This is a genomic window from Geodermatophilus sp. SYSU D00705 (assembly GCF_054050135.1).
This window is the reverse complement of sequence record NZ_JBJGYT010000003.1, coordinates 130,086-154,061: the sequence shown is the minus strand read 5'-3', so window position 1 is coordinate 154,061 and position 23,976 is coordinate 130,086. Positions and strand designations below refer to the sequence as shown.

Sequence of the window (23,976 nt, the reverse complement as noted above, 5' to 3'; positions counted from 1 at the left end):
CCGGTCACGCGGCCATGCTCCCACTCCTGCACCACCCGTACCGCCCGTCCGTCCGGCCCCAGATGCCGGTACACCCGATCGGAGGGCACGGGATGCGTGTCCGGTGTCCCGGCGGGGCACCCACAGGTGCAGGCTGGCGCCTGGCTACGGCGTGGGTCGCAGCTCGAGTCGCCCGGAGGTCCCCATGTCCCAGACGTCCCCGCACGCGGCGGTGTTGCACGAGCTCGAGCCGGTGGTCGCGCAGAACCTGGACCGCCACATCGGCGTGGCCAAGGAGTGGCACCCGCACGACTACGTGCCCTGGGACGAGGGCCGGAACTTCGCCTTCCTCGGCGGCGAGGACTGGTCGCCCGAGCAGTCGCGGCTCGACGAGGCCGCCAAGGCGGCGATGTTCGTGAACCTGCTCACCGAGGACAACCTGCCCAGCTACCACCGGGAGATCGCCACCCGGTTCGGCCGGGACGGCGCCTGGGGGCAGTGGGTCGGCCGGTGGACGGCGGAGGAGAACCGGCACGGGGTCGCGCTACGCGACTACCTCGTCGTCACCCGCGGCGTGGACCCGGTCGCGCTGGAGCGGGCGCGGATGGACTACATGACCCTCGGCTACGACTCCGGCGACAAGACGCCGCTGGAGGCGGTGGCCTACGTGTCGTTCCAGGAGCTGGCCACCCGCGTCTCGCACCGCAACACCGGCCGCGCCACCGGCGACCCGATCGCCGACAGGCTGCTGGCCCGCATCGCCACGGACGAGAACCTGCACATGGTCTTCTACCGGAACCTGATGGCCGCGGCGTTCGACATCGACCCCGACCTCGCCATGCAGGCGGTGACCCGGGAGGTCGTGGGCTTCGAGATGCCCGGCGCCACGATGACCGGCTTCCGGAAGAACTCGATGATCATCGCCAAGGCCGGCATCTACGACCTGCGGCTGCACCACGACGAGGTGGTCAGCCCGGTGCTGCGCGCCTGGAAGGTGTTCGAGCGCACCGACCTCGGGCCGGCGGGCGAGAAGGCCCGCGAGGAGCTCGCCGCCTTCCTGGCCGGGCTGGACGCGCAGGCGACCCGCTTCGTCGAGAGCCGGGAGCGGATGCGCGCCCGCGAGGCCGCCCGCAACGCCTGAGCGGAGTGCCACGGCGCGGGAACCACACTCGTGTCACTCCGTATCGTCGTCCCACGTGCGCATCGCGACCTGGAACGTGAACTCCATCCGCAGCCGCGCCGACCGGGTGGCCGCCTTCCTGGAGCGCTCGGACGTCGACGTCCTCGCGCTGCAGGAGACCAAGTGCCGCGACGACCAGTTCCCCGAGTCCCGCTTCACCGACCTCGGTTACCAGGTCGCGCACGTGGGCTACTCGCAGTGGAACGGCGTGGCGGTGCTGTCGCGGGTCGGCCTGGACGACGTCCAGATCGGCTTCCCGGGCCAGCCCTGCTGGGGGGACGACGAGCAGTCCGAGGCCCGTGCGCTCGGCGCCACCTGCGGCGGGGTGCGGGTGTGGAGCCTCTACGTGCCCAACGGCCGCACGCTGACCGACCCGCACTACCAGTACAAGCTGCAGTGGCTCGACGCCCTGCGGACGACGGCGTCCGGGTGGCTGGCCGAGGACGCCGACGCACAGGTCGCCCTGGTCGGCGACTGGAACATCGCCCCGCAGGACGACGACGTGTGGGACATGCGGGTCTTCGCGCACTCCACGCACGTCTCCGAGCCCGAGCGGGCCGCGTTCCGGGCGATCGTCGACGCCGGGTACGCCGACGTGGTCCGGCCGCACACCCCCGGCCCCGGCGTCTACACGTACTGGGACTACACGCAGCTGCGCTTCCCCCGCCGTGAGGGCATGCGGATCGACTTCGTCCTCGGCTCCCCCGCGCTGGCCGCGCGCACGACCGGTGCCCGCATCGACCGCGAGGAGCGCAAGGGCAAGGGCGCCAGCGACCACGCGCCGGTCGTCGTCGAGCTGGGCGAGTAGCGGCGTGCTGGTGCTCCTCCCGCCGTCGGAGACCAAGGCGCCGGGCGGGGACGGCGCCCCGCTCGACCTCGACGCGCTGTCCTCCCCCGAGCTCACGCCGGTCCGCACCGAGCTGACGAAGACCCTCGCCGACCTCGCCGCCGACGTCCCCGCCTCCCGGGCCGCGCTCGGGCTCTCCCCGAAGCAGGACGACGAGATCGCGCGCAACGCCGCACTGCTCACCAGCCCGACGGCGCCGGCGCTGGAGCGCTACACCGGCGTCCTGTACGACGCGCTGGACGTGCGCTCGCTGACCTGCGCGCAGCGGGCGCGGGCGGACCGGCGGCTGGCCGTCGGCTCGGCCCTGTTCGGGCTGGTCCGCGGCACGGACGCCATCCCGGCCTACCGGCTCTCGGCGGGCTCGGCCCTGCCGGGGCAGCCGACGCTGCGGGCGCTGTGGAAGCCGGTGCTCGGTCCGGTGCTGGCCGCCGTGGACGAGCTCGTCGTCGACCTGCGCAGCGGGTCCTACGCCGCCCTGGCACCGGTGCCGGGCGCGGTGACCGTCGACGTGCTGAGCGAGCGGCCGGACGGCACCCGCTCGGTGGTCAGCCACTTCAACAAGGCGCACAAGGGCCGGGTCGCGCGACTGCTGGCCACCACGACGGCCGAGCCGGGGGACGTCGTCCGGCTGCGGGCGCTGCTGCGCCGGGCGGGGTTGCACGTGGAACACGACCGCGCCACCGCGCTCACGCTCGTCGTCCCGGCCGAGCACGTGACTCGCTGAGCGGACACGGAGCGTGACACGGGCAGTGATCTGGGTCAGCTTTCCTTGCCCGATGGCGTTCCGGGTGGCATAACTGCGGGGGCGCGAGGGGCTCCAACAGCCGGGGCCCGCGCGCCGTGCCCGGCCGGAGGGCCGGATGAGAAGGGTTGCGGTGGAGGGAATCCCGCGGCGTGCGAGCGCCGTGCGCGCGCTCGACGCTGCCCAGGCCGCCGTCGAGCTGCGCAGCGACCCCGCGCGCGTCCGGGCGGCGCGACGGCTGCGGACACCGGAGGGCGGCACCGCCGCCCTCGACCGGATCGTCGAGCTGGCCACGCGGCTGCTGCACGTCCCGTCCGCCCAGATCTCCATCCTGGACGACGCCCACACGATCGCCGGGATCGCGGGCGTGCCCCCGGGCGGCCGCGGTCAGGTCTCCCCGCTGGACCAGTCCCCCTGCGCCCTCGCGGCCGCGCTCGGCACCCCGCTGGTGGTCCCCGACGCGCGCGCCGACGACCAGCTCGGCGCCCTCGACCCGGTCACCTCCGGCGTGGTGGGCGCCTACCTGGGCGTGCCGCTGACCGGGGAGGGCGGCCTCGTCGTCGGCGTCCTCTGCGTCTTCGACGTCGAGCCGCACGCGTGGTCCGCCGCCGACGTGGCGACCCTGCGCCACCTCGCCGACCTCGCGGTGACCGAGCTCGAGTACGCGGCCCTGATCGGCGAGCAGGAGCGCCAGCGGCTGCGCTGGTCGCTGGCCATGGACGCCGGCAGGGTCGCCACCTTCGACTGGGACCTGCGCACCGGCGAGCTCGTCTGGGACGCGCCGCTGCTGGCCACGTTCGGTTACACCGACGAGGACTTCGACGGCACGATCGACGCGTTCAACCGCCGCCTGCACCCCAACGACCTGCCGCGGGTCTCCGAGGCCCTGCGCGTGTCGATCGAGACCGGCGGGGAGTACGAGGCCGAGTACCGGGTGGTCCGCCCGGACGGCACCACGCGCTGGGTGTTCGCCCGCGGCCGGGCGCTCACCGACGCCTCCGGGCGGGCGGTGCGGGTGCTGGGCGCCGCGTACGACTCCACCGACGACCGCACCGCCCAGGCCCGGGTGACCCGCGTGCTGGAGGCGATGCCGGCCGGCTTCTACTCGCTGGACCACGAGTGGCGGTTCACCCACGTGAACGCCGAGGCCGAGCGGCTGCTGGGGCGCTCCCGCGAGGAGCTGCTCGGCGAGGTGCTGTGGGCGGCCTTCCCCGCCGCCACCAGCAGCATCTTCGAGGACAGCTACCGCAACGCCGTCCGGACGGGGCGGCCGGTGCACTTCGACGCGTACTACCCCCCGCCGCTGGACGGCTGGTACGAGCTGCGCGCGTGGCCGACCCCCGAGGGGCTGTCGGTCTACTTCCTGGAGGTCACCGAGCGGCGGCGGGTGCGGGAGCGGGCCGAGCGGTCCGCCCAGCGGCTGGCCCTGCTCGCGCAGGTGAGCGCCGAGCTCGCCAGCACCCTGGACGTCGAGGCCGCCACCGGCCGCCTCCCCCGCCTGGTGGTCCCGGCCCTGAGCGACTTCTGCGTGCTCACCGTCATCGACGCCGACGGCCGGCCCCGCGACGTGGGCAGCTGGCACGTCGACCCCGCCAGCCGCCCGGTCCTCGAGCGGTACGCCGAGGTCCGCATGGACGTCATGCCGGTCAGCGCCCCGGTCGCCCGGGCGCTGCACACCGGGGAGGCGGTCACCTTCGCGGGCGACGACGTCCTCGACGTGCTGCCCCCCGGCCGCGCCAAGGAGCTCCTGGCGGTCCTCGCGCCGACCACCGAGGTGGCGCTCCCCCTGCGGGCCCGCGGCGGCCGAACGGTCGGCCTGCTCACCCTCTTCTACGCCGACGGGCACGCCCCCACCCCCGAGGACGTCGCCGTCGCCCAGGACGTCGCCGACCGCGCCGGGCTGGCCCTGGACAACGCCCAGCTCTACGCCCAGCAGGAACAGCTGGCCGAGGGCCTGCAGCGCAGCCTGCTCACCGAGCCGCCGGAGCCGGACCACGCGGAGATCGCCGTCCGCTACCAGCCCGCCGTCGAGGCGGCCCGGGTCGGCGGCGACTGGTACGACGCGTTCCTCCAGCCGTGCGGCGCCACGATGCTGGTCATCGGCGACGTCGTCGGCCACGACACCGAGGCGGCCGCGGCCATGGGGCAGCTGCGCGGGCTGCTGCGGGGCATCGCCACCTACAGCGACGCCCCGCCGGCCGAGGTGCTGCGCGGGCTGGACGCCTCGATGGCGGTGCTGCAGACCCGGGTGCTGGCGACCGCGGCCGTGGCCCGGTTCGAGCAGACCCCCGGCGAGCGGGAGCGCGGCGTCACCCGCATGCGCTGGGCCAACGCCGGCCACCTGCCGCCGCTGGTGATCAACCCCGACGGCAGCGTCGCCGAGCTGGCCTCCTGGCGCGGCGACCTGCTGCTCGGCGTCGACTCCGAGGTGCAGCGCCAGGAGTCCGTGGTGACCCTCGACCGGGGCGCCACCGTGCTGCTGTTCACCGACGGGCTGGTGGAGCGCCGCGACGCCGACCTCGACGCCGGGATGCTCCGGCTGCGCGAGGCCCTGTCGGAGCTGGCCGAGCTGCCGCTCCAGGACATGCTCACCGAGGTGGTCCAGCGGCTGGTCGGCGGCCGCCCCGAGGACGACGTCGCGCTCGTCGCCGTCCGGCTGCACCCGCAGGACCGCCCGCGGCCCCCCGAGGCGGGCCCCAACGTCGTGCCGGACGTCGTCCCGGAGGAACCGGCGACGACCTGACCGCGGGGTGCCGCCCTTGTGGCAACCTCGTCCGGTGACCGCCACCACTGACGAGCTGTGCCTGCGCCCCGCGACGGAGCTGGCCGCACTGATCCGCTCACGGCAGCTGTCGGCGCGTGAGCTGACCGACGCCTGCCTGGAGCGCATCGAGCGGCTCGACCCCCGGGTCAACGCGATCGTCACCCTCGACGCCGAGGGAGCCCGTGCCGCCGCCGACGCCGCGGACGCCGCCCTGGCCGCCGGCGGGGAGGTCGGGCCGCTGCACGGCCTGCCGGTGGCGCACAAGGACACCCACGCCACGGCCGGCATGCGGACGACGTGGGGCTCGCCGCTGCACGCCGACACCGTGCCCGCCGAGGACGAGCTCATCGTCGCCCGCATGCGGGCGGCCGGCGCGGTCCGGGTCGGCAAGACCAACACCCCGGAGTTCGCCGCCGGCTCGCACACCTTCAACACGCTCTTCGGCGTCACCCACAACCCCTACCGGCACGGGCTGTCGGCCGGCGGGTCCAGCGGCGGTGCCGCCGCGGCGCTGGCCGCCGGCTTCGTGCCGCTCGCGGAGGGCAGCGACATGGGCGGGTCGCTGCGCAACCCGGCGGCGTTCTGCAACGTCGTCGGGCTGCGTCCCACGCCCGGGCGGGTGCCGACCTGGCCGGCGCCGATCGGCTGGTCGCAGATGTCGGTCCAGGGCCCGATGGGCCGCACCGTGGCCGACGTCGCGCTGACCCTGTCCGCGGTCGCCGGGCCGGACCCGCGGGTGCCGATCGCGCTGGGGGACCCCGGCGCCCCCTTCGCCGCGCCGCTGCCCGAGCGGCTGGACGGGCTGCGCGTGGCCTGGGCCCCCGACCTTGGGGGGCGGGTGCGGGTCGATCCCGCGATCACGGCGGTGCTCTCCGACGCGGTGGGGGTGTTCGAGGAGCTGGGCGCGACGGTGGAGGCCGACTGCCCCGACCTCACCGGCGCCGACGACGTCTTCGGCACGCTCCGCGCCTGGCTGTTCGACTCCTCCTTCACCGAGCTCGCCCGGCAGCACCCGGACCAGGTGAAGGAGTCGATCCGCTGGAACGCCGAGATGGGCGCGAAGCTGTCCGGCGCCGACATCGCGCGGGCGGAGGTGACGCACACCGCCCTCTACGAGCGCACGGTCGCCTTCTTCGACCGCTACGACGTGCTGCTGGCCCCGACGACGCAGGTGCTGCCGTTCCCGGTGGAGCAGGAGTACCCGACCGAGATCGGCGGCGTCGCCCTCGACAACTACCTGGAGTGGATGCGCGCCTGCACGCTCATCACGCCCACCGGGTGCCCCGCGCTGTCGGTGCCGGCCGGCTTCACCCCGGACGGGCTGCCGGTCGGGCTGCAGGTGGTCGCCGCCCCGCGGGCCGACCGGCGGGTGCTCGAGGTGGGTCACGCCTTCGAGCAGGCCACGCTGTTCGGGCAGCGCCGTCCACCCCTCTGAGATGATCTACGGCTCTCTTGCGCAGCCGCTAGAGAGAGCCAGACGCGACTCGACGGCCGCCCTCACTCCGCCGTCGCCGCCCTCGCGACGTGTCCCGATGAGGCCGGCCACCGATGAGTCCGGCGCCGCCCGACGGTCGGAAGGGCATGACACCCGACCCACAGCACCTCGCCGAGGTGGTCGCGCGCTACCGGCGGCGAGCGGACGCCTTCGAGGCGACGACGGCCGGCGTGCCCGACGACGCCTGGTCGCGCCCATCCCCGTGCGCCGGGTGGGACGCCCGGGACGTCGTCCGGCACGTCGTGGACATGCAGCACGTGGCGCTGCGCCCCTACGGCCGGACGCCGGCGGACGCGCCCACCGTGGACCAGGACCCCCTCGCCGCCTTCCGGGCCGCCCGCGCCGAGGTCGAGGCGATCCTGGCCGACCCCGGACTGGCCGCCCGGGAGACGCAGAGCCCCGCCGGCACGATGGCCGGCGTCGACCTGGTCGACCGGGTGCCCAGCGCGGACCTGGTGCTGCACCGCTGGGACCTCGCCCGCGCCACGGGACAGGACGACACGATCGACGCCGCCGAGCTGGAGGCCATGTGGCCCGGCCTGCAGGAGATCCCCGACGTCATGCGGCAGCCCGGCGCCTTCGGGCCCGGCGTCGTCGTCTTCGGCCCGGTGGTGGAGGTGCCGGCCGACGCGCCGCTGCAGGACCGCGCCCTCGGTCTGGTCGGCCGCGACCCCGCGTGGACGCCGAGGCGCTAGCCACGTCTGAGGCTCTCCAGCGCACCGGCTGGAGAGGCGCGGACACCGTCAGGTGCGGCGGCGCAGGCCGCGGAGGGTCCGCACGGCGACCAGCAGCTCGGCCAGTTCCTGCCGGTCCCCCGCGGCGATGTCGACCAGCTGGGCCGCGGCCCGCTGCTGCGTGCCGTCCCAGCTGCCCACCCACCGGGCGAGGAGCGCGTCGGCGGGCTCGGCGTCGCTGCGCCGCCCGGCCAGCACCTCGGCGGTGAGCGCGGCCTGCTCGCCGGTCAGGTCGTCGCGCAGCGAGGCCCGCGCCATCGACGGCCAGCGCCGGTCGCGGGGCAGCGCGATGACCAGCTCGCGCAGCGGCACCAGCGCCAGCCGCTCGGCCAGGCACTGCTGCACCTGCCCGGCGAGGGCGATCGGGGCGCCGGTGCGCTCGGCCACGACGGCGAGGTCGAGGGCGGCCGGCAGCAGCGGCGCCGCGGCGACCTCCGCCGCCAGCGCCCCGGGCACCCCCACCTCCTGCAGCCGGGCGGCCCGCTCGGCGTAGGCGGCGGCCTCGGCGCCCAGCAGCCACGACGGCAGCCCGGCCCGCACGGTGGCCACCGGGACGGCGAACCGGTCGGCCACCTCGCCGATCGGCGCGCCGTCCTCCGCGGCGAGCTCGGCCAGCCCGAGCAGCCAGCGGGTCGCGCGCTCGGCCAGCCGGGTGGCCTCGGTGCGCAGCTCCACCTGGGTGGCCGCCGAGACGCGGTTGTCCAGCGGCCGGACGGCGTCCCAGAGCCGGTCCACCTCGAACACCGCGCGGGCCACGGCGTGCGCCCGCACGACCCCGGCCAGCGGCACCCCGGTCTCCTCGACCAGCCGGAACAGGCCGGTGACGCCGGCGACGTTGACGGCCCGGTTGGTGAGCGCGGTGGCCACGATCTCCCGCCGCAGCGGATGGCCGCCGACCGCCGAGGGGAAGCGGCGGCGCAGCTCGGCCGGGAAGTACTCGACCAGCAGGTGCTCCAGCGCCGGGTCGTCGGGCAGGCCCGAGCCGAGCACGGCGTCCCCGGTCTGCAGCTTGGCGTAGGCCAGCAGCACCGACAGCTCCGGACCGGTCAGCGCGTGCCCGTCGCGGCGCCGCTCGGTGATCGCGCGGTCGTCGGGAAGGGCCTCGACGCTGCGCACCAGCCGCCCGGAGCGCTCCAGCGCCCGCAGGTAGCGCTGGTGGGCGTCGAGCAGGCTGCGCGCGGAGGCGGTCTCGGCGGCGAGCGTCGCGTTCTGCGCGTGGTTGTCGGTGAGGACGGCGACCGCCACCTCGTCGGTCATCTCGCCGAGCAGCTCGGCCCGGCCGTCGGCGTCCAGCTCGCCGGCCTCCACCACGCGGTCCAGCGCGATCTTGATGTTGACCTCGTGGTCGGAGGTGTCGACGCCGGCGGAGTTGTCGATGGCGTCGGTGTTGATCCGCCCGCCGGCCAGGGCGTACTCCACCCGGCCGCGCTGGGTCAGGCCCAGGTTGCCGCCCTCCCCCACCACCCGCACGCGCAGGTCGCGGCCGTCGACGCGGACGGCGTCGTTGGCCTTGTCCCCCACGTCGAGGGCACTCTCGGCCGAGGCCTTGACGTAGGTGCCGATGCCGCCGTTGAACAGCAGGTCGGCCGGCGCCAGGAGGATCGCGCGGACCAGCTCCACGGGCGACAGCGCCGTCTCCCCGTCCGGCAGGCCCAGTGCGGTGCGCATCGGCTCGCTGACCGGGATCGACTTCGCCGTCCGCGGCCAGACGCCTCCGCCGGGGCTGATCAGCGACGGGTCGTAGTCGGCCCACGAGGAGCGCGGCAGCCCGAACAGCCGGCGACGCTCGGCGAACGACGTCGCGGCGTCGGGAGTGGGGTCGACGAAGACGTGCCGGTGGTCGAAGGCGGCCACCAGGCGGATGTGCTCGGACAGCAGCATCCCGTTGCCGAAGACGTCGCCGGACATGTCGCCGATGCCCACGACGGTGAAGTCCTGGCTCTGGACGTCGAGGTCGAGCTCGCGGAAGTGGCGGGTCACCGACTCCCAGGCGCCGCGGGCGGTGATGCCCATCGCCTTGTGGTCGTAGCCGACCGAGCCGCCGGAGGCGAAGGCGTCACCGAGCCAGAACCCGCGTTCGAGCGCGACGGCGTTGGCCAGGTCGGAGAACGTGGCGGTGCCCTTGTCGGCGGCGACCACCAGGTAGGTGTCGTCGCCGTCGTGGCGCACCACCCGCTCGGGCGGGACGACGCGGCCCTCCACCAGGTTGTCGGTCAGGGCCAGCAGCGCGCCGATGAACAGCCGGTAGCAGGCCTGCCCCTCGGCCAGCCACGCGTCCCGGCCGGCGCTCTCCGGCGGCGGCTTGCGGACGACGAACCCGCCCTTCGCACCGGTCGGCACGATGACGGTGTTCTTCACCATCTGCGCCTTCACCAGGCCCAGCACCTCGGTGCGGAGGTCCTCGTGCCGGTCGGACCAGCGCAGCCCGCCACGCGCCACCGCCCCGAAGCGCAGGTGCACGCCCATCACCCGCGGCGAGCTCACCCACACCTCGCGGGCCGGCCGCGGCTGGGGCACGTCGGGCACGTCCGCCGGGTGCAGCTTGAGCGCCAGCGGGGTGGGCCGGGGTCCGGACATCGCGTAGTACGTCGTCCGCTGGGTGGCCGTGACGGCGGCCAGCAGGGCGGTGAGCACGCGGTCGGCGTCCAGGGAGTCGACCTCGCCGATCGCCTCGCGCAGCGACCGGACCAGCTCCTCCTGCCGACTGGCGCGCCCGGCGTCGCGACCCGGGGAGAACCGGGCCTCGAACAGCGCGACCAGCCGGGCGACGACGTCGGGGTGGGCGGCCAGCGTGGTCTCCACGTAGCGCTGGCCGAAGGGCAGCCCGGCCTGGCGCAGCCACTGCACGTAGGCCCGCACGACGGTGACCTGGCGCCAGTTGAGCCCGGCCAGCAGCACCAGCGCGCCCAGGCCGTCGTCCTCGGCGTCGCCGCGCCAGACCGCCGACAGCGCCTCGGTGAACCGCTCCGGCAGCGACCCCGGGAAGGGCAGCTCGCCCGCCGGGGCGGTCAGCCCGAACTCGTAGATCCACGCCAGGGGCGCACCGATCCGGTCGATCTCGTACGGGCGCTCGTCGACGACGTCCACGCCCATGTGCTGCAGCATCGGCAGGACGTCGGACAGCAGCAGCCGCTCCCCCACCCGGTACACGGCCAGCCGCGGCTCGGCCGCCGACCCCGCGGGCGGGCGGCGAAGGACCAGCCCGATCTCGTGCTCGGCCAGGGCCTCGAGCCGCTCGAGGTCCTCGACGGCGACCGAGGCGGGGAAGTCCTCCTGGTAGGCGGCGGGGAAGGCGTCGGCGACCCGGGCCAGGCGCCGCTCGGCGTCGGCGCCGTAGCGGGCGCCGAGGGCGTCGGCGAGGTCGTCGGTCCAGCTGCGGACGACGGCGGCCAGCGCCGCCTGCAGGGACGCGACGTCGACGTCCTGCAGCGCCGGGCGGCCGCGGCGGGTGACCGGGGGCCGGACGACGAAGTGCAGGCGGGCCAGCACCGACTCGGTGACCCACGCGGTGTACTCGATGCTGGTGCCGCCGAGGCGTTCGAGCAGCAGCTGCTGGACGGCCAGCCGCACCTCGGTCGTGTACCGGTCGCGGGGCAGGTAGACCAGCGCCGACCAGAACCGGTCGGCCGGGTCGCGGCGCAGGAACAGCCGCGTCTGCCGGCGCTCCTGCAGCTGCAGCACGGCCAGCGCGGCGGGCAGCAGCTGGTCGGCGCCGACCTGGAACAGCTCGTCGCGGGGATAGGTCTCCAGGACGTCGAGCAGCTGCTTGCCGGTGTGGCTGTCGGCCGGCACGCCCGAGCCCTCGATCACGTCGGCCACCCGCCGGCGGACCAGCGGCACGTCGCGGACGTCGTGCGCGGCGGCCGTGGAGGGGAACAGGCCCACGAGGCGGTGCTGCCGGACCGGGCCGTCGCCGGCCGGGGGCGTGACCGTGACGACGTCGAGCCAGGCGCGGCGGTGCACGGTGGAGCGGGCGTCGCCCTTGGTGACGGCCAGCAGCGCGCCGCCGGACTCGAGCTCGGGGCTCGCGGCCATGTCGGTGTCGCTGCGCAGCACCCCGAGGCCGCTGCCCGGGACCGCGCGCACCGCCGTCCGGCCCCGGGGGTGGGTCAGCTCGACGTCGCGCGCGCCGAGGAGGACGAAGTTGCCGTCGGTCAGCCAGCGCAGCAGGGCGGCGGCCTCGGCCGGGTCGTCGGCCGGGTCGCCGCCGGGCGCCGGCGGCAGGTCCGCCAGCCGCCCGGCCAGCTCCAGCGCGCGGGCCCGCATGCGACCGGTGTCCTCGTCGACCGCCCGGACGTCGGCCAGGACCGTCCGCAGCCCGGTGACGAGGTCACCGGCGGCCTCCTCGTCCAGCGGGCCGTCGAGCACCACCGCCATCCAGGACTCGGCCAGGGCGTCGGGCCCGCACTGCTCCGGGGAGGCACTGTCGCAGAAGGCGAGGATCGCCCCGGTCACGTCCCGGCGGACCACCAGCACGGGGTGGACGACGTGCTCGAGCCGGAAGCCCTGGCGGACCACCTCGGCGGTGACCGAGTCGACGAGGAAGGGCATGTCGTCGGTGACGACCAGGACGATGGAGCGCGCCGCCGGGCCCTCCCGGCCGGGCAGCCGCCGGACGGAGACGGTGGCCGACCCCTGCGGGCGGACCTCGGCCAGCCGGAGGTGACCCAGCGCCAGCGCGGCGAGGTCGGCCGGGTCCTGGTCGAGCACCTCCGCGGCCGGCTCGCTCCAGTAGTAGCGCCGCAGCAGCGCCGGGACGTCGGCCGCACCGCAGCCCGCGGGCAGGCCGGAGCCGGCGTCGACGGCCTCGCGGGCGGCCCGCTCCAGCAGCCGTCGCTTCTCGTCGCGGGCCGCCTCCAGGGCGGCCAGGTCGGTGGCGACGACCGGAGGTGAGCCGTCAGCGGGGCCCGCTCCCGGGGTCGCCGGGGCGGTGCCGATGGTGCTGGCCATGTCGGCTGACGCTAGCCCGCGGAGTGCGCGCCGTCACAACGACGCACGCTCGCGGCGGGCCCCCGCAGGGGGCCGGGTCAGCGCCTCTCGACGACCAGGTCGACGAACCAGCCGCCGATGGCCAGCATCAGTCCGAGCACCACGGCCGCACCGAACCCATCGACCTGCAGCCGATCGCTGAGCGCGGCGGTGATGCCGAGCACGGCGGCGTTCACCACGAGCAGGAACAGGCCGAGGGTGAGCAGGATGAACGGCAGCGACAGCAGCCGGAGGACCGATCCGACGATGGCGTTGACCACCGCGAAGACGAGCGCGATCCACAGCCAGGTACCCGGCTCGCCCAACGCCCCCTGCGGGTTGGGCACCACCTCGACCCCGGTGAGACCGAGGATGTTGTCGTAGGCGTACACCGCGAGATAGAAGACGCCGGCCATGAGGACGACCTTGACCAGGAACCTCAGCACGGCGGCCACGCTAGCCGCCGAAGATCACGGATCAGGCCGTGTCGGAGGTTCTACGCCCGTCTAGTCGTGGAGCTAGAGGGTGACAGAAGGCGGTCGACACCCGCAGACTCCGCCCGTGACCACGGCTGACGCCCGGCTGTCCCTGCGCCCGCCGGCCTGGGCCCGTCTCTACCTGCTGGGCTTCCCGGTCGTCTTCGTCGCCGTCGTGGTCCTCGTGATCCGCCCACCGCTGCCCCTCGTGGTGTTGTTCTGCGCCGCCGCGGTGGGGACGTCCTGGCGCCAGGCCACCCTGCGCGTGCTCGGCACCGCCGACGGGCGGCTGGTCGTGCGCAACACCTGGCGGACCCGCACGCTGCACCGCGACGAGATCACCGGGGTCGGCGTGGCCCGCGTGTCCGGCCGCGCGGGCAACCGCGCCGTCGAGCTGGACCTGCGCGACGGGTCCGCGCTGCGGCTGGACGTCACGGCCGCCCCCGCGCTGCCCGCCCTCCGCACCCGGATGGCGCGCCAGGTGGCCGAGATCGAGGAGTGGCGCTCCGGTCGCCCGCGCCCCTTCCTCTGAGCCTCGGAGGCATCGATCCGGCGCACGCGGGGAACACCTCCCCCGGGCACGGGGAGCGGAGAGGCGGGCAGCGATGGACCACGTCGTGGTGGTCGGGGCCTCCGCCGGGGGGCTGACTCCGCTGCAGGAGTTCGTCGCCGGGTTGCCCGCGGACCTGCCGACCGCCGTCCTCGTGGTGGTGCACGTGCCGCCCACGGCCGACAGCCACCTGCCGCGGCTGCTGTCCCGCTGCGGCCCGCTGCCCGCCGCGCACCCGGAGGACGGGCAGCGGCTGCGGCCGGGGACCATCCTGGTGGCCCCGCCCGACCACCACCTCCTCCTCCGGGGCTCGCACGTCCGGCTCAGCCGGGGGCCGCGCGAGAACCGGCAGCGCCCGGCCGTCGACACGCTCTTCCGCAGCGCCGCCCGGTCCTGTGGGCCCGGCGTGATCGCCGTCGTGCTCTCCGGGGCCCTGGACGACGGCGCGGCCGGGGCCGCCGCCGTGGCGGCCCAGGACGGCGTGGTGCTGGTACAGGACCCGGCCGAGGCGCGCGTGTCGGCGATGCCCCGCGCGGTGCTGGGCGCCGTGCGTCACGCCCGGACGCTGCGCACCGCGGAGCTGGCCGCGGCCGTGACCGGACTGGTACGCGGGCCGGCGCTCCCCGGCGTCGCCGCCCCCACAGCAGAGAGGAAGCCGACCATGGGCGGCCCCACTGCGGACACCGACCTCGGCGCCCCCGCCGCCATCGGCTGCCCCGAGTGCCAGGGCGGGATGTTCGAGTCGGTGCCGGGCTCGACGGCGAGTTACACGTGCCACGTCGGCCACACCTGGTCGGCACAGACGCTGCTCGCCGCCCAGCGGGAGGCGGTCGAGGGAGCCATCTACAACGCCGCATCCAAGCTGCTGGAGATGGCCGCGGTGCACCGGCGCCTGGCCGAACTGGGGGACGGCGAGACCGGCACGACCCGCGCGGAGCACCTGGCCGCCGCCGAGCGGGCCGAGCAACGCGCCGCGCGGGTGCAGGCCCTGGCGACGGAGGACCCCAGCCGCGGCGACGACACGCCGTAGCGACCTCTACCCGTCTCTACTGCTCGGGCTAGACGTGCCCATACGGTGGTCGACATGGACCCCGTGCGGAACCCGTACGCCCCCGGCGCCGGCCAGCGGCCGCCCGAGCTGGCCGGACGCGACGCCGAGCTGTCGGCGTTCGACGTCGTCCTCGAGCGGATCGCGCACGGCCGCCCGGAGCGGTCACTCGTCCTCACCGGGCTGCGCGGCGTCGGCAAGACGGTGCTGCTCAACCAACTGCGGTCGGCGGCGATCAACCGGGGATGGGGCACCGGCAAGATCGAGGCGCGGCCGGACCAGTCGCTGCGCCGCCCGGTCTCCTCCGCGCTGCACATGGCGCTGCGCGAGCTGCGGCACCCCGACCAGGAGTCGATGGACGCCGTCCTGGGGGTGCTCAAGGCCTTCGCGCTGCGGCAGTCGTCGGACGCGAAGGTGCGCGACCGCTGGCAGCCGGGCATCGACGTCGCGGCGACCTCGGGGCGGGCCGACTCCGGGGACATGGAGATCGACCTCGTCGAGCTGCTCAGCGACGCCGCCGGGCTCGCCGCCGACGTCGGCAAGGGCGTCGCCCTGTTCATCGACGAGATGCAGGACGTGCAGTCCGACGACGTCTCCGCGATCTGCGCCGCCTGCCACGAGCTGTCCCAGCAGGGCGCGCCGCTGATCGTCGTCGGTGCCGGGCTGCCGCACCTGCCGGCGGTGCTCTCGGCGTCCAAGAGCTACTCCGAGCGACTGTTCCGCTACCTGCGCATCGACCGCCTGGACCGCCCCGCCGCGGACCGCGCGCTGCTCGCCCCGGCCGAGCGGGAGGACGTCACCTTCGAGCCCGGGGCCCTCGACGCCCTCTACGCCGCCGCCGACGGCTATCCCTACTTCGTGCAGGCCTACGGCAAGGTCACCTGGGACGTCGCCGCCTCCTCCCCCATCACCGCGGCGGACGTCGCCATGGCCGCCCCGGTCGCCGAGGCCGAGCTGGCGGTCGGGTTCTTCGGCTCCCGCTACGACCGGGCCACCCCCGCCGAGCGCGAGTACATGCACGCGATGGCCGAGCTGGGCGGGCCGAACGGGGCCGCGGTGGCGACGTCGGAGGTCGCGGTGTCGCTGGGCCGCAAGCCGGCGTCGCTCTCCCCCGCGCGCGACTCGCTGATCAAGAAGGGGCTGGTCTACTCGGCGGAGCGCGGCCAGATCGCGTTCACCGTCCCCCACTTCGGCCGCTACCTGCTGTCCCACGCCGACTGAGAGGGCGCGCGCCCTGGAGCCGTGAGGCGACGCTCTGTGCACAGAACGTCGCCTCGGAGCCCGCCCGACGACGGTCTGTGCACGAACCGCTGACCCGAGGCCGGCGAGCGGCGGGGGGTTCGATCCCGCCCCGTCCGGGCACGGCCGCCCCGGCGCCCGATCCGGCGTCACGACGACGGGAGGGCTCCGGGTGCCGACGTGGCTGGAGGCCGGACTGTGGGGGCTGCTCGGCGGCGGGGCGCTGGTGGCGGGCGCGCTGGTCGCCTGGTTCGTGCGGGTGCCGCAGACCGTCATCGCGTCGGTGATGGCCTTCGGGTCGGGGGTGCTGATCTCCGCGGTCGCCTTCGACCTGATGGCCGAGGCCGCCGCCACCGGCGGGCTGCCCGCGACGGCGCTCGGGTTCGTGGGCGGCGCGGTCGCCTACCTGGCGGCCAACGCGGCGCTGGCCCGCCGCGGCGCCCGGCACCGCAAGCGGTCGGGGGGTCAGCAGCCGTCGGAGGGCGAGCAGTCCGGCAGCGGCGCGGCGATCGCCGTGGGCGCGCTGCTCGACGGGGTCCCGGAGTCCGTCGTCCTGGGGCTCGGGCTAATCGGCGGCGGCTCGGTGAGCGCCTCGGTGCTGGCGGCGGTGGTCATCTCCAACGTGCCCGAGGGGCTCTCCTCCGCCGCGGGCATGAAGGCCGGCGGTCGGTCGGCGCGCTACGTGTTCGGGGTGTGGGGCGCGATCGCGGTGGCCAGCGGGCTGGCCGCGCTGGTCGGCTACACCGCGCTGGGCGGGGCTCCGCCGGAGGTGGTCGCGGTGATCACCGCCGTGGCGGCCGGGGCGATCCTGACGATGATCGCCGACACGATGATCCCCGAGGCGTTCGAGCGGACCCGCACCTGGACCGGCGTCATCACCAGCCTCGGCTTCCTGGTCGCCTTCGCCATCGAGGTCTCCTGAGGCTGCGCCCGCCGGGCGATCCGGGCAGGGTGGACGCCGTGACCCCCGCTCCGCGCGCACCCCAGGAGATCAGCGTCCCGGTCGACGGCGGGGAGCTCGCCGTCCTCCGCTGGCCGGCGGACGCGCCGGGCGCCCCGATCGCCGTCCTCGTGCACGGCATCACCGCCAACGCGATGGCCTGGGCCGCGGTGGCGCCCGCGCTGGCCGGGGAGTTCGAGGTGGTCGCCCCCGACCTGCGCGGCCGGGGCCGCTCGGCCGGCGTGCCCGGCCCGTACGGCATCGAGGCGCACGCCGCGGACGTCGCCACGCTGCTGGACCGCCTCGGCGGCGACGCCGAGGGCGGCGCGGAGGCCGCGGTCCTGGTCGGGCACTCGATGGGGGCGTTCGTCGCCGCCCTCGCCGCCGCGGGGACGGCGCGGGACCGGGTGCACGGGCTGGTGCTGGTCGACGGCGGTCTGGCCTTCCCGCAGCCGCCCGGTGCCGACGTGGACGCGATGCTCACCGCCGTCCTCGGCCCGTCGCTGGCCCGGCTGACCACGACCTTCCCCGACCAGGCCGCCGTGCGGGACTTCTGGGCCGGCCACCCGGCGGTCGGCCCGTGGGTCGACCACCCCGCGGTCGCCGCCTACCTGGCCCGCGACGTGGCCGGCGACCCGCCGGCGCTGCGCAGCACCTGCGTGCCCGAGGCGGTGCGCGTGGACGGCGGCGACGTGCTGCTCAACGAGCGTGTCCTCGAGGCGACCGCCGAGCTGCCGGTGCCGGCCACCCTGCTGTGGGCGTCGCGCGGGCTGCTCGACCAGTCCCCCGGGCTGTACGACGAGCGCCGGCTGGCCCTGCTCGGCCTGGAGCCCAGCGGCATCACCGCCCGCGAGGTGCCCGACACCAACCACTACTCGATCGTGTGGGCCCCGCAGGGCGTGGCCGCGATCGCCGAGGCCACCCGGGTGGCCGCCGCCCGCAGCTGAGTCAGCGCCGGCGGGCGGCCGACCGCGCCGGGGCCCGGACCGGGACGGGCGAGCGCTCGTCGTCATGGGCGTGCACGCGGACCGCCAGCAGCGCGACGTCGTCCTCGGCACCCTCCCCCACCATCTCGGCCAGCAGCCGGTCGGCGAGCTCGTCGAGGGTCTCCTCCGCGGCGGTGGCCAGCAGCCGGCGCAGCCGGTCGCGGCCCTCGTCGAGGGGGACGCCGCGCCGCTCGAAGAGCCCGTCGGTGAACAGCAGCAGCGTCGCGCCGTCGGGCAGGAGCACCTGGCCGTCGGCGCGGGGCCCGCGCCAGCCGATCCCCAGCGGCGGGCCCACCGGGGCGGTGAGGTCGGTGACGCGGCCGTCGGGGAGGCGCAGCATCGGCTCCGGGTGCCCGGCCGTGGACCAGCGCAGCCGGCGCACGCCCGCCGCCCGCTCCTCCGGGGTCTGCTCGACCCGGCAGACCAGCGCGGTGGCCATCGCGGGCACCGCGAGGCCGACCAGCGCGTGGTCGACCCGCCGCAGGACGCCGGCCGGCTCCTCCAGCCGGTCGAAGGCGATCGCCCGCACCAGGGTCTTGACCTGGCCCATCGCCGCCGCCGCCTCGATGTCGTGACCCATGACGTCGCCGATGACGACGACCGTGTCGCCGTCGGGCTGCAGGAACGAGTCGTACCAGTCACCGCCGATGGACACCCCGCGGGTGGCGGCCCGGTAGCGGACGGCGAGCTCCATGCGGTCCGGCTGCACCGGCGGGGAGAGCAGGCTGACCTGGAGCCGCTCGGCGACCTGCTGGTTGACCACGGCCAGCCGGGCGTTGTCGAGGGCCAGCGCTGCGCGGCGGGAGGCGATCTCCGCCGTCCGCAGCTCGGCGGGCGTGTGCGCCCCGCGCTCGGGGCCGTTGACCAGGGTGAAGGCGCCGAAGATCTCACCGCGGGCGATGAGCGGGAAGGCGGCGACCGCGGCGGGGCGCAGTGGCGCGAGGGCCTCGCGGGCGGCGGGGGAGCTCACCATGGCCGCGACGTCGGCGTCCGTGAGCGACGCGATGACCACCGGACGACCGCTGCGCAGCGACACGGGCACCGGTGCGGTGGGCGCGTTGGTCAGCACCCGCGCGTCGGCGTAGCGGTGCATGGCCTCGAGCTGCGTCGGGTCGCTGTGCGCGCGGCCGACGTCCCGGCGGGTGCCGTCGGGGTCCACGACGCTGACCAGGCACCAGTCGGCCAGCAGCGGCACGACCAGGTGCGCGAACCGGTCGACGGCCTCGTCGACGTCGACGGTGGAGGTCATGGCCAGGTTGATGTCGCCGAGCAGCATGAGGTGCCGGCCGGCCAGCTCGGCCTCCTCGGCGGCCCGGGCGCGCTCCTCCTCGGTGCGCCGCCGCTCGGTCACGTCGTCGTAGGTGACGACGAGGCCGGCGTCGGTGCGGAAGGCGTCGGCGCGGAACCACCGGGCCAGCGGCCCGAACCACGCCTCGACGCCGTCGGACCCCCCGGTCGCGGCGACCCGCCGGTACAGCTCCTCGAAGGGGCCACCCAGGGCCTCGGGGAACTCGGCCCAGACGTCCCGGCCGACCAGCTCCTCGACGGTGCGGTCGAGCGCCCGCGCGCCGGCGGGGTTGATGTAGCGGAACCGCCAGTCCTCACCCAGGACGATCAGCGGGCGCTCCATGCCCTCCACGGCCTGGACGAGCAGGCCGTGGTCGTGCGCCGCCTCCGGGTCCATGGGAATCACTCTGCCGCATGCCGCCGCGTCCCCCGGCACGGCGGGCGCGGCATCGCCCGGTCGGGGGGCGACCCGCCGCGCCCGGGGCGCTTGGCAGTCGGTCCGCGCGCTGCCACCATCCGGGAGCCCGCTCCGGCGGGACGGTGCGGGGGAGGCGCCGGGCAGTGTCGCCCGGAGCGCGCGGCGGAGGAGGGGGTGGGCGGCGTGGACGACCGGTGCCCTGCCGTGGCGGCACCGACCGTCGTCCCCCTGACCCCCGTCCGGACGCCGTCCGACGCGGTGCTGGCCACCGCCGTGCTCGCGAGTGCGCCCGCGGCGCTGTGCTGCCTGGACGGGTCGCAGCGGGTCCGCTACGCCAACCGGGCGGCCGAGCAGCTGATGGGGCGCCCCGCGCTCGAGCTCGTCGGCCGTCGGCTGGACGACGTCCTCCCGCCCGAGGTCGCCGCCGCCGTCGCGACCGCCTGCACCGACGCGGTCGCCACCGGCCGGCCGCTCGCGGTGGAGCTGCCCCCGTCGCGGGCCGGGGCCGGCTGGACGGAGCTGCACGCCTGGCCCACCGCGGCCGGGCCGGCGTTCGCGTTCGTCGACATCACCGCCCGCCGGCACGCGCAGGAGGAGGCGGAGCGGGCCGGTGCCCGCCTGACGCTGCTGGCCGCCGTCAGCGCCGAGCTGTCCGGGGCCCGCGACGTCGAGTCGGCGCTCGGGGACCTCGCCCGGCTGGTGGTGCCCGGCCTGGCCGACGGGTGCATCGTCACCGTCATCGACCGCGACGGCCGGGCGCACGACGTCGCCTCCTGGCACGCCGACCCCGACCGCCGCGACGTGATCGCCCGCTACGCCGCGGTGCGCATGGAGACCCTCCCGGAGAGCTCCCCGGTCGGGCGGGCGCTGCGGGCGGGCACGGAGGCGCGGGAGACGGCGACGGCCGTGCTCGGCCTCATGGACCCCGGCCCGGCGCGGGACCTCCTGGCGGCGCTGCGCCCGGAGTCGGCCGTCGTCCTCCCCCTCCCCGCCGGGGACCGGCCCGTCGGCGTGCTCACCCTCTACCTGGACGCGGGGCGGTCCCTGGACGACGACGACCTCGCCGCCGCGCGGGAGGTGGCCGACCGCGCCGGCCGCGCCGTGGACCGGGTGCACCGCCAGAGCCGCCAGGCCCAGCTCGCCGAGGTGCTGCAGCGCAGCCTGCTCACCCAGCCGCTCAACGTCGACGGCGCCCGGCTGGAGGTGCGCTACGTGCCGGCGGCGGAGGCCGCGCAGGTCGGCGGCGACTGGTACGACGCGTTCCTGCAGCGCCGCGGCGACCCGGTGCTGGTGATCGGCGACGTCGCCGGCCACGACACGGCTGCCGCCGCGGAGATGGGCCAGCTGCGCGGGCTGCTGCGCGGCATCGCGCACTACAGCGGCGCGGGTCCGGCCGAGGTGCTGCGCGGGCTGGACGACGCCATCGCGCACCTGTACCCGGGCACCCTCGCCACCGCGGCGATCGCCCGCGTCGAGGCCGACGGCACGCGGCTGCGGTGGGCCAGCGCGGGGCACCCGCCGCCGCTCGTCGTGGACACCGACGGCGCGGTGAGCGTGCTGTCCCGCGGGTACGGCGACCTGCTCCTCGGCGTCGACCCCACCGCCGCCCGCCGCGAGTTCGTCGCGCCGCTGCGGCCCGGCGCGACGGTGCTGCTCTACACCGACGGACTGGTCGAGCGGCGCGACCGCGGCGTCGACGCCGGTGTGGCGGAGCTGCGGCGGCACCTGGCCGAGCTGGTGGGGCTGCCGCTGGACCGGCTGTGCGACGAGTTGCTGGCCCGCATGCTGGCCGGCGTCCCGCAGGACGACGTCGCGCTCGTCGCCCTGCGCCTGCAGCCGGCCGGGGACACGCCGCCCGCGCCGTGAACCCTCTCACCCCGGAGGGTCGGAACGCCATCGGCACGGTTGAGCCCCGGGGCTGGTGGGCAACCCCTGTGTCGTCGGAGCAGACGACAGAGGAGAGGGCAGTGGGTCGACTCGCGTGGCCGGTGCGCCCGCTCCCCGACGGCCGGGGCGAACTGTGGCGGTGGGACCTGCAGACGGTGGCCGAGCTGCCCTCCGCCCGGGCGGGCCTGCGCGCCCGCCTCGACGACGTCGGCATCCCCCGGGACGACCAGGACCACGCGGCCGAGCAGCTGGTGCTGGCGTTCGACGAGCTGGCGTCCAACGCGCTGCGGCACGGCATCTCGCCGGTCGTCGCGACGGTCGTCGCCGGCAGCGGTGGCTGGTTGCTCGACGTGAGCGACCACGACCCGGAGACGATGCCGACCCCGGCCGTCGACCGCGACCCCGCACAGGGCGGGCTGGGCCTGCACCTGGTGGCGCGGCTGTCCGTCGCGCACGGCTGGTACGTCGACGACGGGCGCAAGCACGTGTGGGCGTGCATGCCCACCACCGACGGCGCTCGCGAGCCCGCCTTCAACTGAGGCGTTCCACGTGCAACACGACGGCCCCGGGAGCGGTGCTCCCGGGGCCGTCGTGCACGGATGCGCCCGGGACGGCGGGGACTCGCGTCCCGGCGCCGTCCCGGGGCAGCCCAGGCCGCCCGCCGCTGCCCGTGAGGGCAGGGCGGGCGGGGGGTCTCAGACCGCCTGGAGGGTGTTGATGACCAGCGACAGCGCGCCCTTGCCGTAGCCGGGCACGTCGACGGCCAGGTCGATCCGGTTGAACCCGGCAGCCATCTCGGCCAGGTCCGCGGGCAGCTCGTCACCCGGGGCGTAGAGCTTGTACAGCTTCGAGTGCGGCGCACCGGGCACGTTGAACAGCGCCGACAGCACGTTGACGACCTCGTGCAGCGCCTCGGTGAGCATCGTGGTGAGCTCGCCGTCCTCCTCGACGGCGTCCTGGACGCCGCCGGGGGGCAGCATGGCCAGCGCGCCACCGGTCCAGGCCGACAGCGGCAGGTCCATGACGCACAGCGCGTTGACCGCCAGCTGCGGGTCGACGTAGACGGCGACGGAGACCGGGCGTTCCTCCCCCGGGGTCACCGGGGCACCCGGGCTCACCGCGACCGGCTTGCCGAGCAGGCCCACGAGCATGTCGCGGACGTCCTTGGCCGCGGGCAGGACGAGGGTGGCGGTCACACGATCACCCCGTCCAGGGCGTCCTTGAAGGTGTCCTCGTTGAACGGCTTGGCGATGAGGAACAGGGCGCCGGCGTCGGCGGCCTTCTCCCGCATCTCCGCCGACCCCTCCGAGGTGACGAAGCCGAAGGGCACGCCGGACCCGGAGGAGCGCAGCGCCTGCAGGCACTCGATCCCCGTCATGTTCGGCATGTTCCAGTCGGACAGGACTAGGTCCGGGTTCTCGGCCCTGACCTTGTCGAGGGCGTCGCGGCCGTCCTCGGCCTCGACGATGTCGTGGTCGTCGTAACCGGCCTGCCGCAGCGTCCGGATGACGATCTGCCGCATGACGCGGCTGTCGTCGGCGATCAGGATCTTCACAGGGACACTCCGTTCTCGTGCGTGGGGTCTTCGTCGGCGTCCGGGGCGGGGGTGCCCTGGACGGAGATGGACAGGGGACGGCCGCGCCACTGGGCGTCGACGCGGCAGGTGTCGGCCGGCGAGGTGAGCTCCGGCGCGGTGCCGACCTCGGGCAGGCCGAGGACCGAGGGGCCCGGGAGGATGGCCTTGACGTTGCCGCCGACCACGTTGGCCAGCTCGCCGAGGGCGTCGTCGACGTCCTCGGCCTCCAGCTCGGCCGGGGCGTGCTCGCGCAGCAGCGCCCGGGTCAGCTGCTCGGCGGTGTCCCGGCCGCAGGTCAGGACGACGGTGCCGGTCCAGGGGCCGGCGATGCCCACCCAGGAGCTGAGGACGTCCGGGCCCAGGTCGCCCGGCAGCGGCACGAGGACCTCGTCCTCGCCCACGAGCGCGGCCCACGCCTGGTCGGCGATCTCCTGGACCGTCGCCTCGTCGAGCAGGTCGGTGATGACCGGCGCGCTCACAGCACGACCTCCTGCGGGAGCAGGCCGAGCAGCGCGAGCTTGTCGCGGATCGCGTCGGCGGTGAACGGCTTGAGGACGTACTCGTGGGCGCCGGCGGCCAGCGCGCGGACGATCTGGGACTGCTCGCCCTCGGAGGTGACCATCATCAGCGTCACCGCCCGCCAGGCCGGGTTGGTGCGCACGGCGGAGACGAACTGCAGCCCGTCCATCACCGGCATGTTCCAGTCGATGGTGCACAGGTCGGGCACCCAGCCCTCGTGCAGGACGTCGAGCGCCTCCTGGCCGTGGCCGGCCTGGCGGGTCTCGTAGCCGAAGCCCTCGAGGGTCCCGCTCACGATGCGCCGCATGGCGCGTGAGTCGTCGATCACCAGAGCACGCATG

Annotated in this window: 20 protein-coding genes; 13 read left to right on the top strand and 7 right to left on the bottom strand. The window is 75.8% G+C overall.

Translation table 11 applies throughout. From position 1 onward, the window contains the following. Nucleotides 1-184: 184 nt before the first annotated feature. The 6 genes from ACI78Q_RS03640 (at nucleotide 185) to ACI78Q_RS03615 (ending at nucleotide 7,702) form a co-directional block, all read left to right on the top strand. Complete coding sequence (locus ACI78Q_RS03640) at nucleotides 185-1,120, top strand: acyl-ACP desaturase (protein WP_456921956.1); 936 nt, start codon at nucleotides 185-187, stop codon at nucleotides 1,118-1,120. A 55-nt stretch (nucleotides 1,121-1,175) separates the two neighbouring features. Next, nucleotides 1,176-1,967, top strand: a complete 792-nt coding sequence (locus ACI78Q_RS03635; protein ID WP_456921955.1) for an exodeoxyribonuclease III — start codon at nucleotides 1,176-1,178, stop codon at nucleotides 1,965-1,967. A 4-nt stretch (nucleotides 1,968-1,971) separates the two neighbouring features. Next, nucleotides 1,972-2,730, top strand: coding sequence for a peroxide stress protein YaaA (gene yaaA / locus ACI78Q_RS03630; protein ID WP_456921954.1), 759 nt, complete (start codon nucleotides 1,972-1,974; stop codon nucleotides 2,728-2,730). Nucleotides 2,731-2,911: 181 nt separating this feature from the next. Beyond that, on the top strand, nucleotides 2,912-5,491 hold the full coding sequence (locus tag ACI78Q_RS03625; RefSeq protein ID WP_456921953.1) for a SpoIIE family protein phosphatase: 2,580 nt from the start codon (nucleotides 2,912-2,914) through the stop codon (nucleotides 5,489-5,491). A 34-nt stretch (nucleotides 5,492-5,525) separates the two neighbouring features. Further along, nucleotides 5,526-6,947 (top strand): amidase, encoded by a 1,422-nt coding sequence (locus tag ACI78Q_RS03620; RefSeq protein ID WP_456921952.1) that lies wholly within the window; start codon nucleotides 5,526-5,528, stop codon nucleotides 6,945-6,947. A gap of 146 nt (nucleotides 6,948-7,093) precedes the next feature. Next, nucleotides 7,094-7,702, top strand: a complete 609-nt coding sequence (locus ACI78Q_RS03615; RefSeq protein ID WP_456921951.1) for a TIGR03086 family metal-binding protein — start codon at nucleotides 7,094-7,096, stop codon at nucleotides 7,700-7,702. 48 nt (nucleotides 7,703-7,750) lie between these two features. Here the strand turns inward: ACI78Q_RS03615 and ACI78Q_RS03610 are convergent, their stop codons facing one another. Continuing rightward, nucleotides 7,751-12,691 carry an NAD-glutamate dehydrogenase gene (locus ACI78Q_RS03610; protein WP_456921950.1) on the bottom strand — a complete coding sequence of 1,647 codons (4,941 nt, stop codon included), beginning with the start codon at nucleotides 12,689-12,691 and terminating at the stop codon, nucleotides 7,751-7,753. A 77-nt stretch (nucleotides 12,692-12,768) separates the two neighbouring features. Continuing rightward, complete coding sequence (locus tag ACI78Q_RS03605; RefSeq protein WP_456921949.1) at nucleotides 12,769-13,155, bottom strand: phage holin family protein; 387 nt, start codon at nucleotides 13,153-13,155, stop codon at nucleotides 12,769-12,771. A gap of 115 nt (nucleotides 13,156-13,270) precedes the next feature. On the opposite strand from ACI78Q_RS03605, the gene ACI78Q_RS03600 reads away from it, so the two are divergent. The 5 genes from ACI78Q_RS03600 to ACI78Q_RS03580 all read left to right on the top strand — a co-directional run bounded on the left by ACI78Q_RS03600 (nucleotide 13,271) and on the right by ACI78Q_RS03580 (nucleotide 17,909). Next, nucleotides 13,271-13,717 (top strand): hypothetical protein, encoded by a 447-nt coding sequence (locus tag ACI78Q_RS03600; protein WP_456921948.1) that lies wholly within the window; start codon nucleotides 13,271-13,273, stop codon nucleotides 13,715-13,717. A gap of 73 nt (nucleotides 13,718-13,790) precedes the next feature. Continuing rightward, nucleotides 13,791-14,765: a chemotaxis protein CheB gene (locus ACI78Q_RS03595; RefSeq protein ID WP_456921947.1), complete on the top strand. Its 975-nt coding sequence runs from the start codon at nucleotides 13,791-13,793 to the stop codon at nucleotides 14,763-14,765. Between the two features lie 54 nt (nucleotides 14,766-14,819). Further along, a complete protein-coding gene (locus ACI78Q_RS03590) occupies nucleotides 14,820-16,004 on the top strand; it encodes an AAA family ATPase (protein ID WP_456921946.1) in 1,185 nt (394 codons plus the stop codon). Nucleotides 16,005-16,194: 190 nt separating this feature from the next. After that, on the top strand, nucleotides 16,195-16,944 hold the full coding sequence (locus ACI78Q_RS03585; RefSeq protein WP_456921945.1) for a ZIP family metal transporter: 750 nt from the start codon (nucleotides 16,195-16,197) through the stop codon (nucleotides 16,942-16,944). A gap of 38 nt (nucleotides 16,945-16,982) precedes the next feature. After that, nucleotides 16,983-17,909, top strand: a complete 927-nt coding sequence (locus ACI78Q_RS03580; protein WP_456921944.1) for an alpha/beta fold hydrolase — start codon at nucleotides 16,983-16,985, stop codon at nucleotides 17,907-17,909. Nucleotide 17,910: 1 nt separating this feature from the next. On the opposite strand, the gene ACI78Q_RS03575 is transcribed toward ACI78Q_RS03580, so the two are convergent. After that, nucleotides 17,911-19,632 (bottom strand): SpoIIE family protein phosphatase, encoded by a 1,722-nt coding sequence (locus ACI78Q_RS03575; protein ID WP_456921943.1) that lies wholly within the window; start codon nucleotides 19,630-19,632, stop codon nucleotides 17,911-17,913. A 225-nt stretch (nucleotides 19,633-19,857) separates the two neighbouring features. Between ACI78Q_RS03575 and ACI78Q_RS03570 the strand changes: the two genes are divergently transcribed. Then, entirely contained in the window at nucleotides 19,858-21,519 is a 1,662-nt protein-coding gene (locus ACI78Q_RS03570) for a SpoIIE family protein phosphatase (protein ID WP_456921942.1), read from the top strand. Between the two features lie 101 nt (nucleotides 21,520-21,620). Next, the gene (locus tag ACI78Q_RS03565; protein WP_456921941.1) at nucleotides 21,621-22,079 is read left to right on the top strand and encodes an ATP-binding protein; all 459 of its coding nucleotides are present in this window, start codon (nucleotides 21,621-21,623) and stop codon (nucleotides 22,077-22,079) included. A gap of 156 nt (nucleotides 22,080-22,235) precedes the next feature. Here ACI78Q_RS03565 and ACI78Q_RS03560 read toward each other — a convergent pair whose 3' ends face one another. Genes ACI78Q_RS03560 through ACI78Q_RS03545 form a run of 4 tightly spaced genes read right to left on the bottom strand, consistent with a single transcriptional unit; the run spans nucleotide 22,236 to nucleotide 23,975 of the window. Next, on the bottom strand, nucleotides 22,236-22,736 hold the full coding sequence (locus ACI78Q_RS03560; protein ID WP_456921940.1) for a hypothetical protein: 501 nt from the start codon (nucleotides 22,734-22,736) through the stop codon (nucleotides 22,236-22,238). Then, a complete protein-coding gene (locus ACI78Q_RS03555; protein WP_456921939.1) occupies nucleotides 22,733-23,095 on the bottom strand; it encodes a response regulator in 363 nt (120 codons plus the stop codon). The genes ACI78Q_RS03560 and ACI78Q_RS03555 overlap by 4 nt, the downstream gene beginning before the upstream one ends. Continuing rightward, nucleotides 23,092-23,595 (bottom strand): chemotaxis protein CheX, encoded by a 504-nt coding sequence (locus ACI78Q_RS03550; protein WP_456921938.1) that lies wholly within the window; start codon nucleotides 23,593-23,595, stop codon nucleotides 23,092-23,094. The genes ACI78Q_RS03555 and ACI78Q_RS03550 overlap by 4 nt, the downstream gene beginning before the upstream one ends. Next, a complete protein-coding gene (locus tag ACI78Q_RS03545; protein WP_456921937.1) occupies nucleotides 23,592-23,975 on the bottom strand; it encodes a response regulator in 384 nt (127 codons plus the stop codon). The genes ACI78Q_RS03550 and ACI78Q_RS03545 overlap by 4 nt, the downstream gene beginning before the upstream one ends. Nucleotide 23,976: the final 1 nt, after the last annotated feature.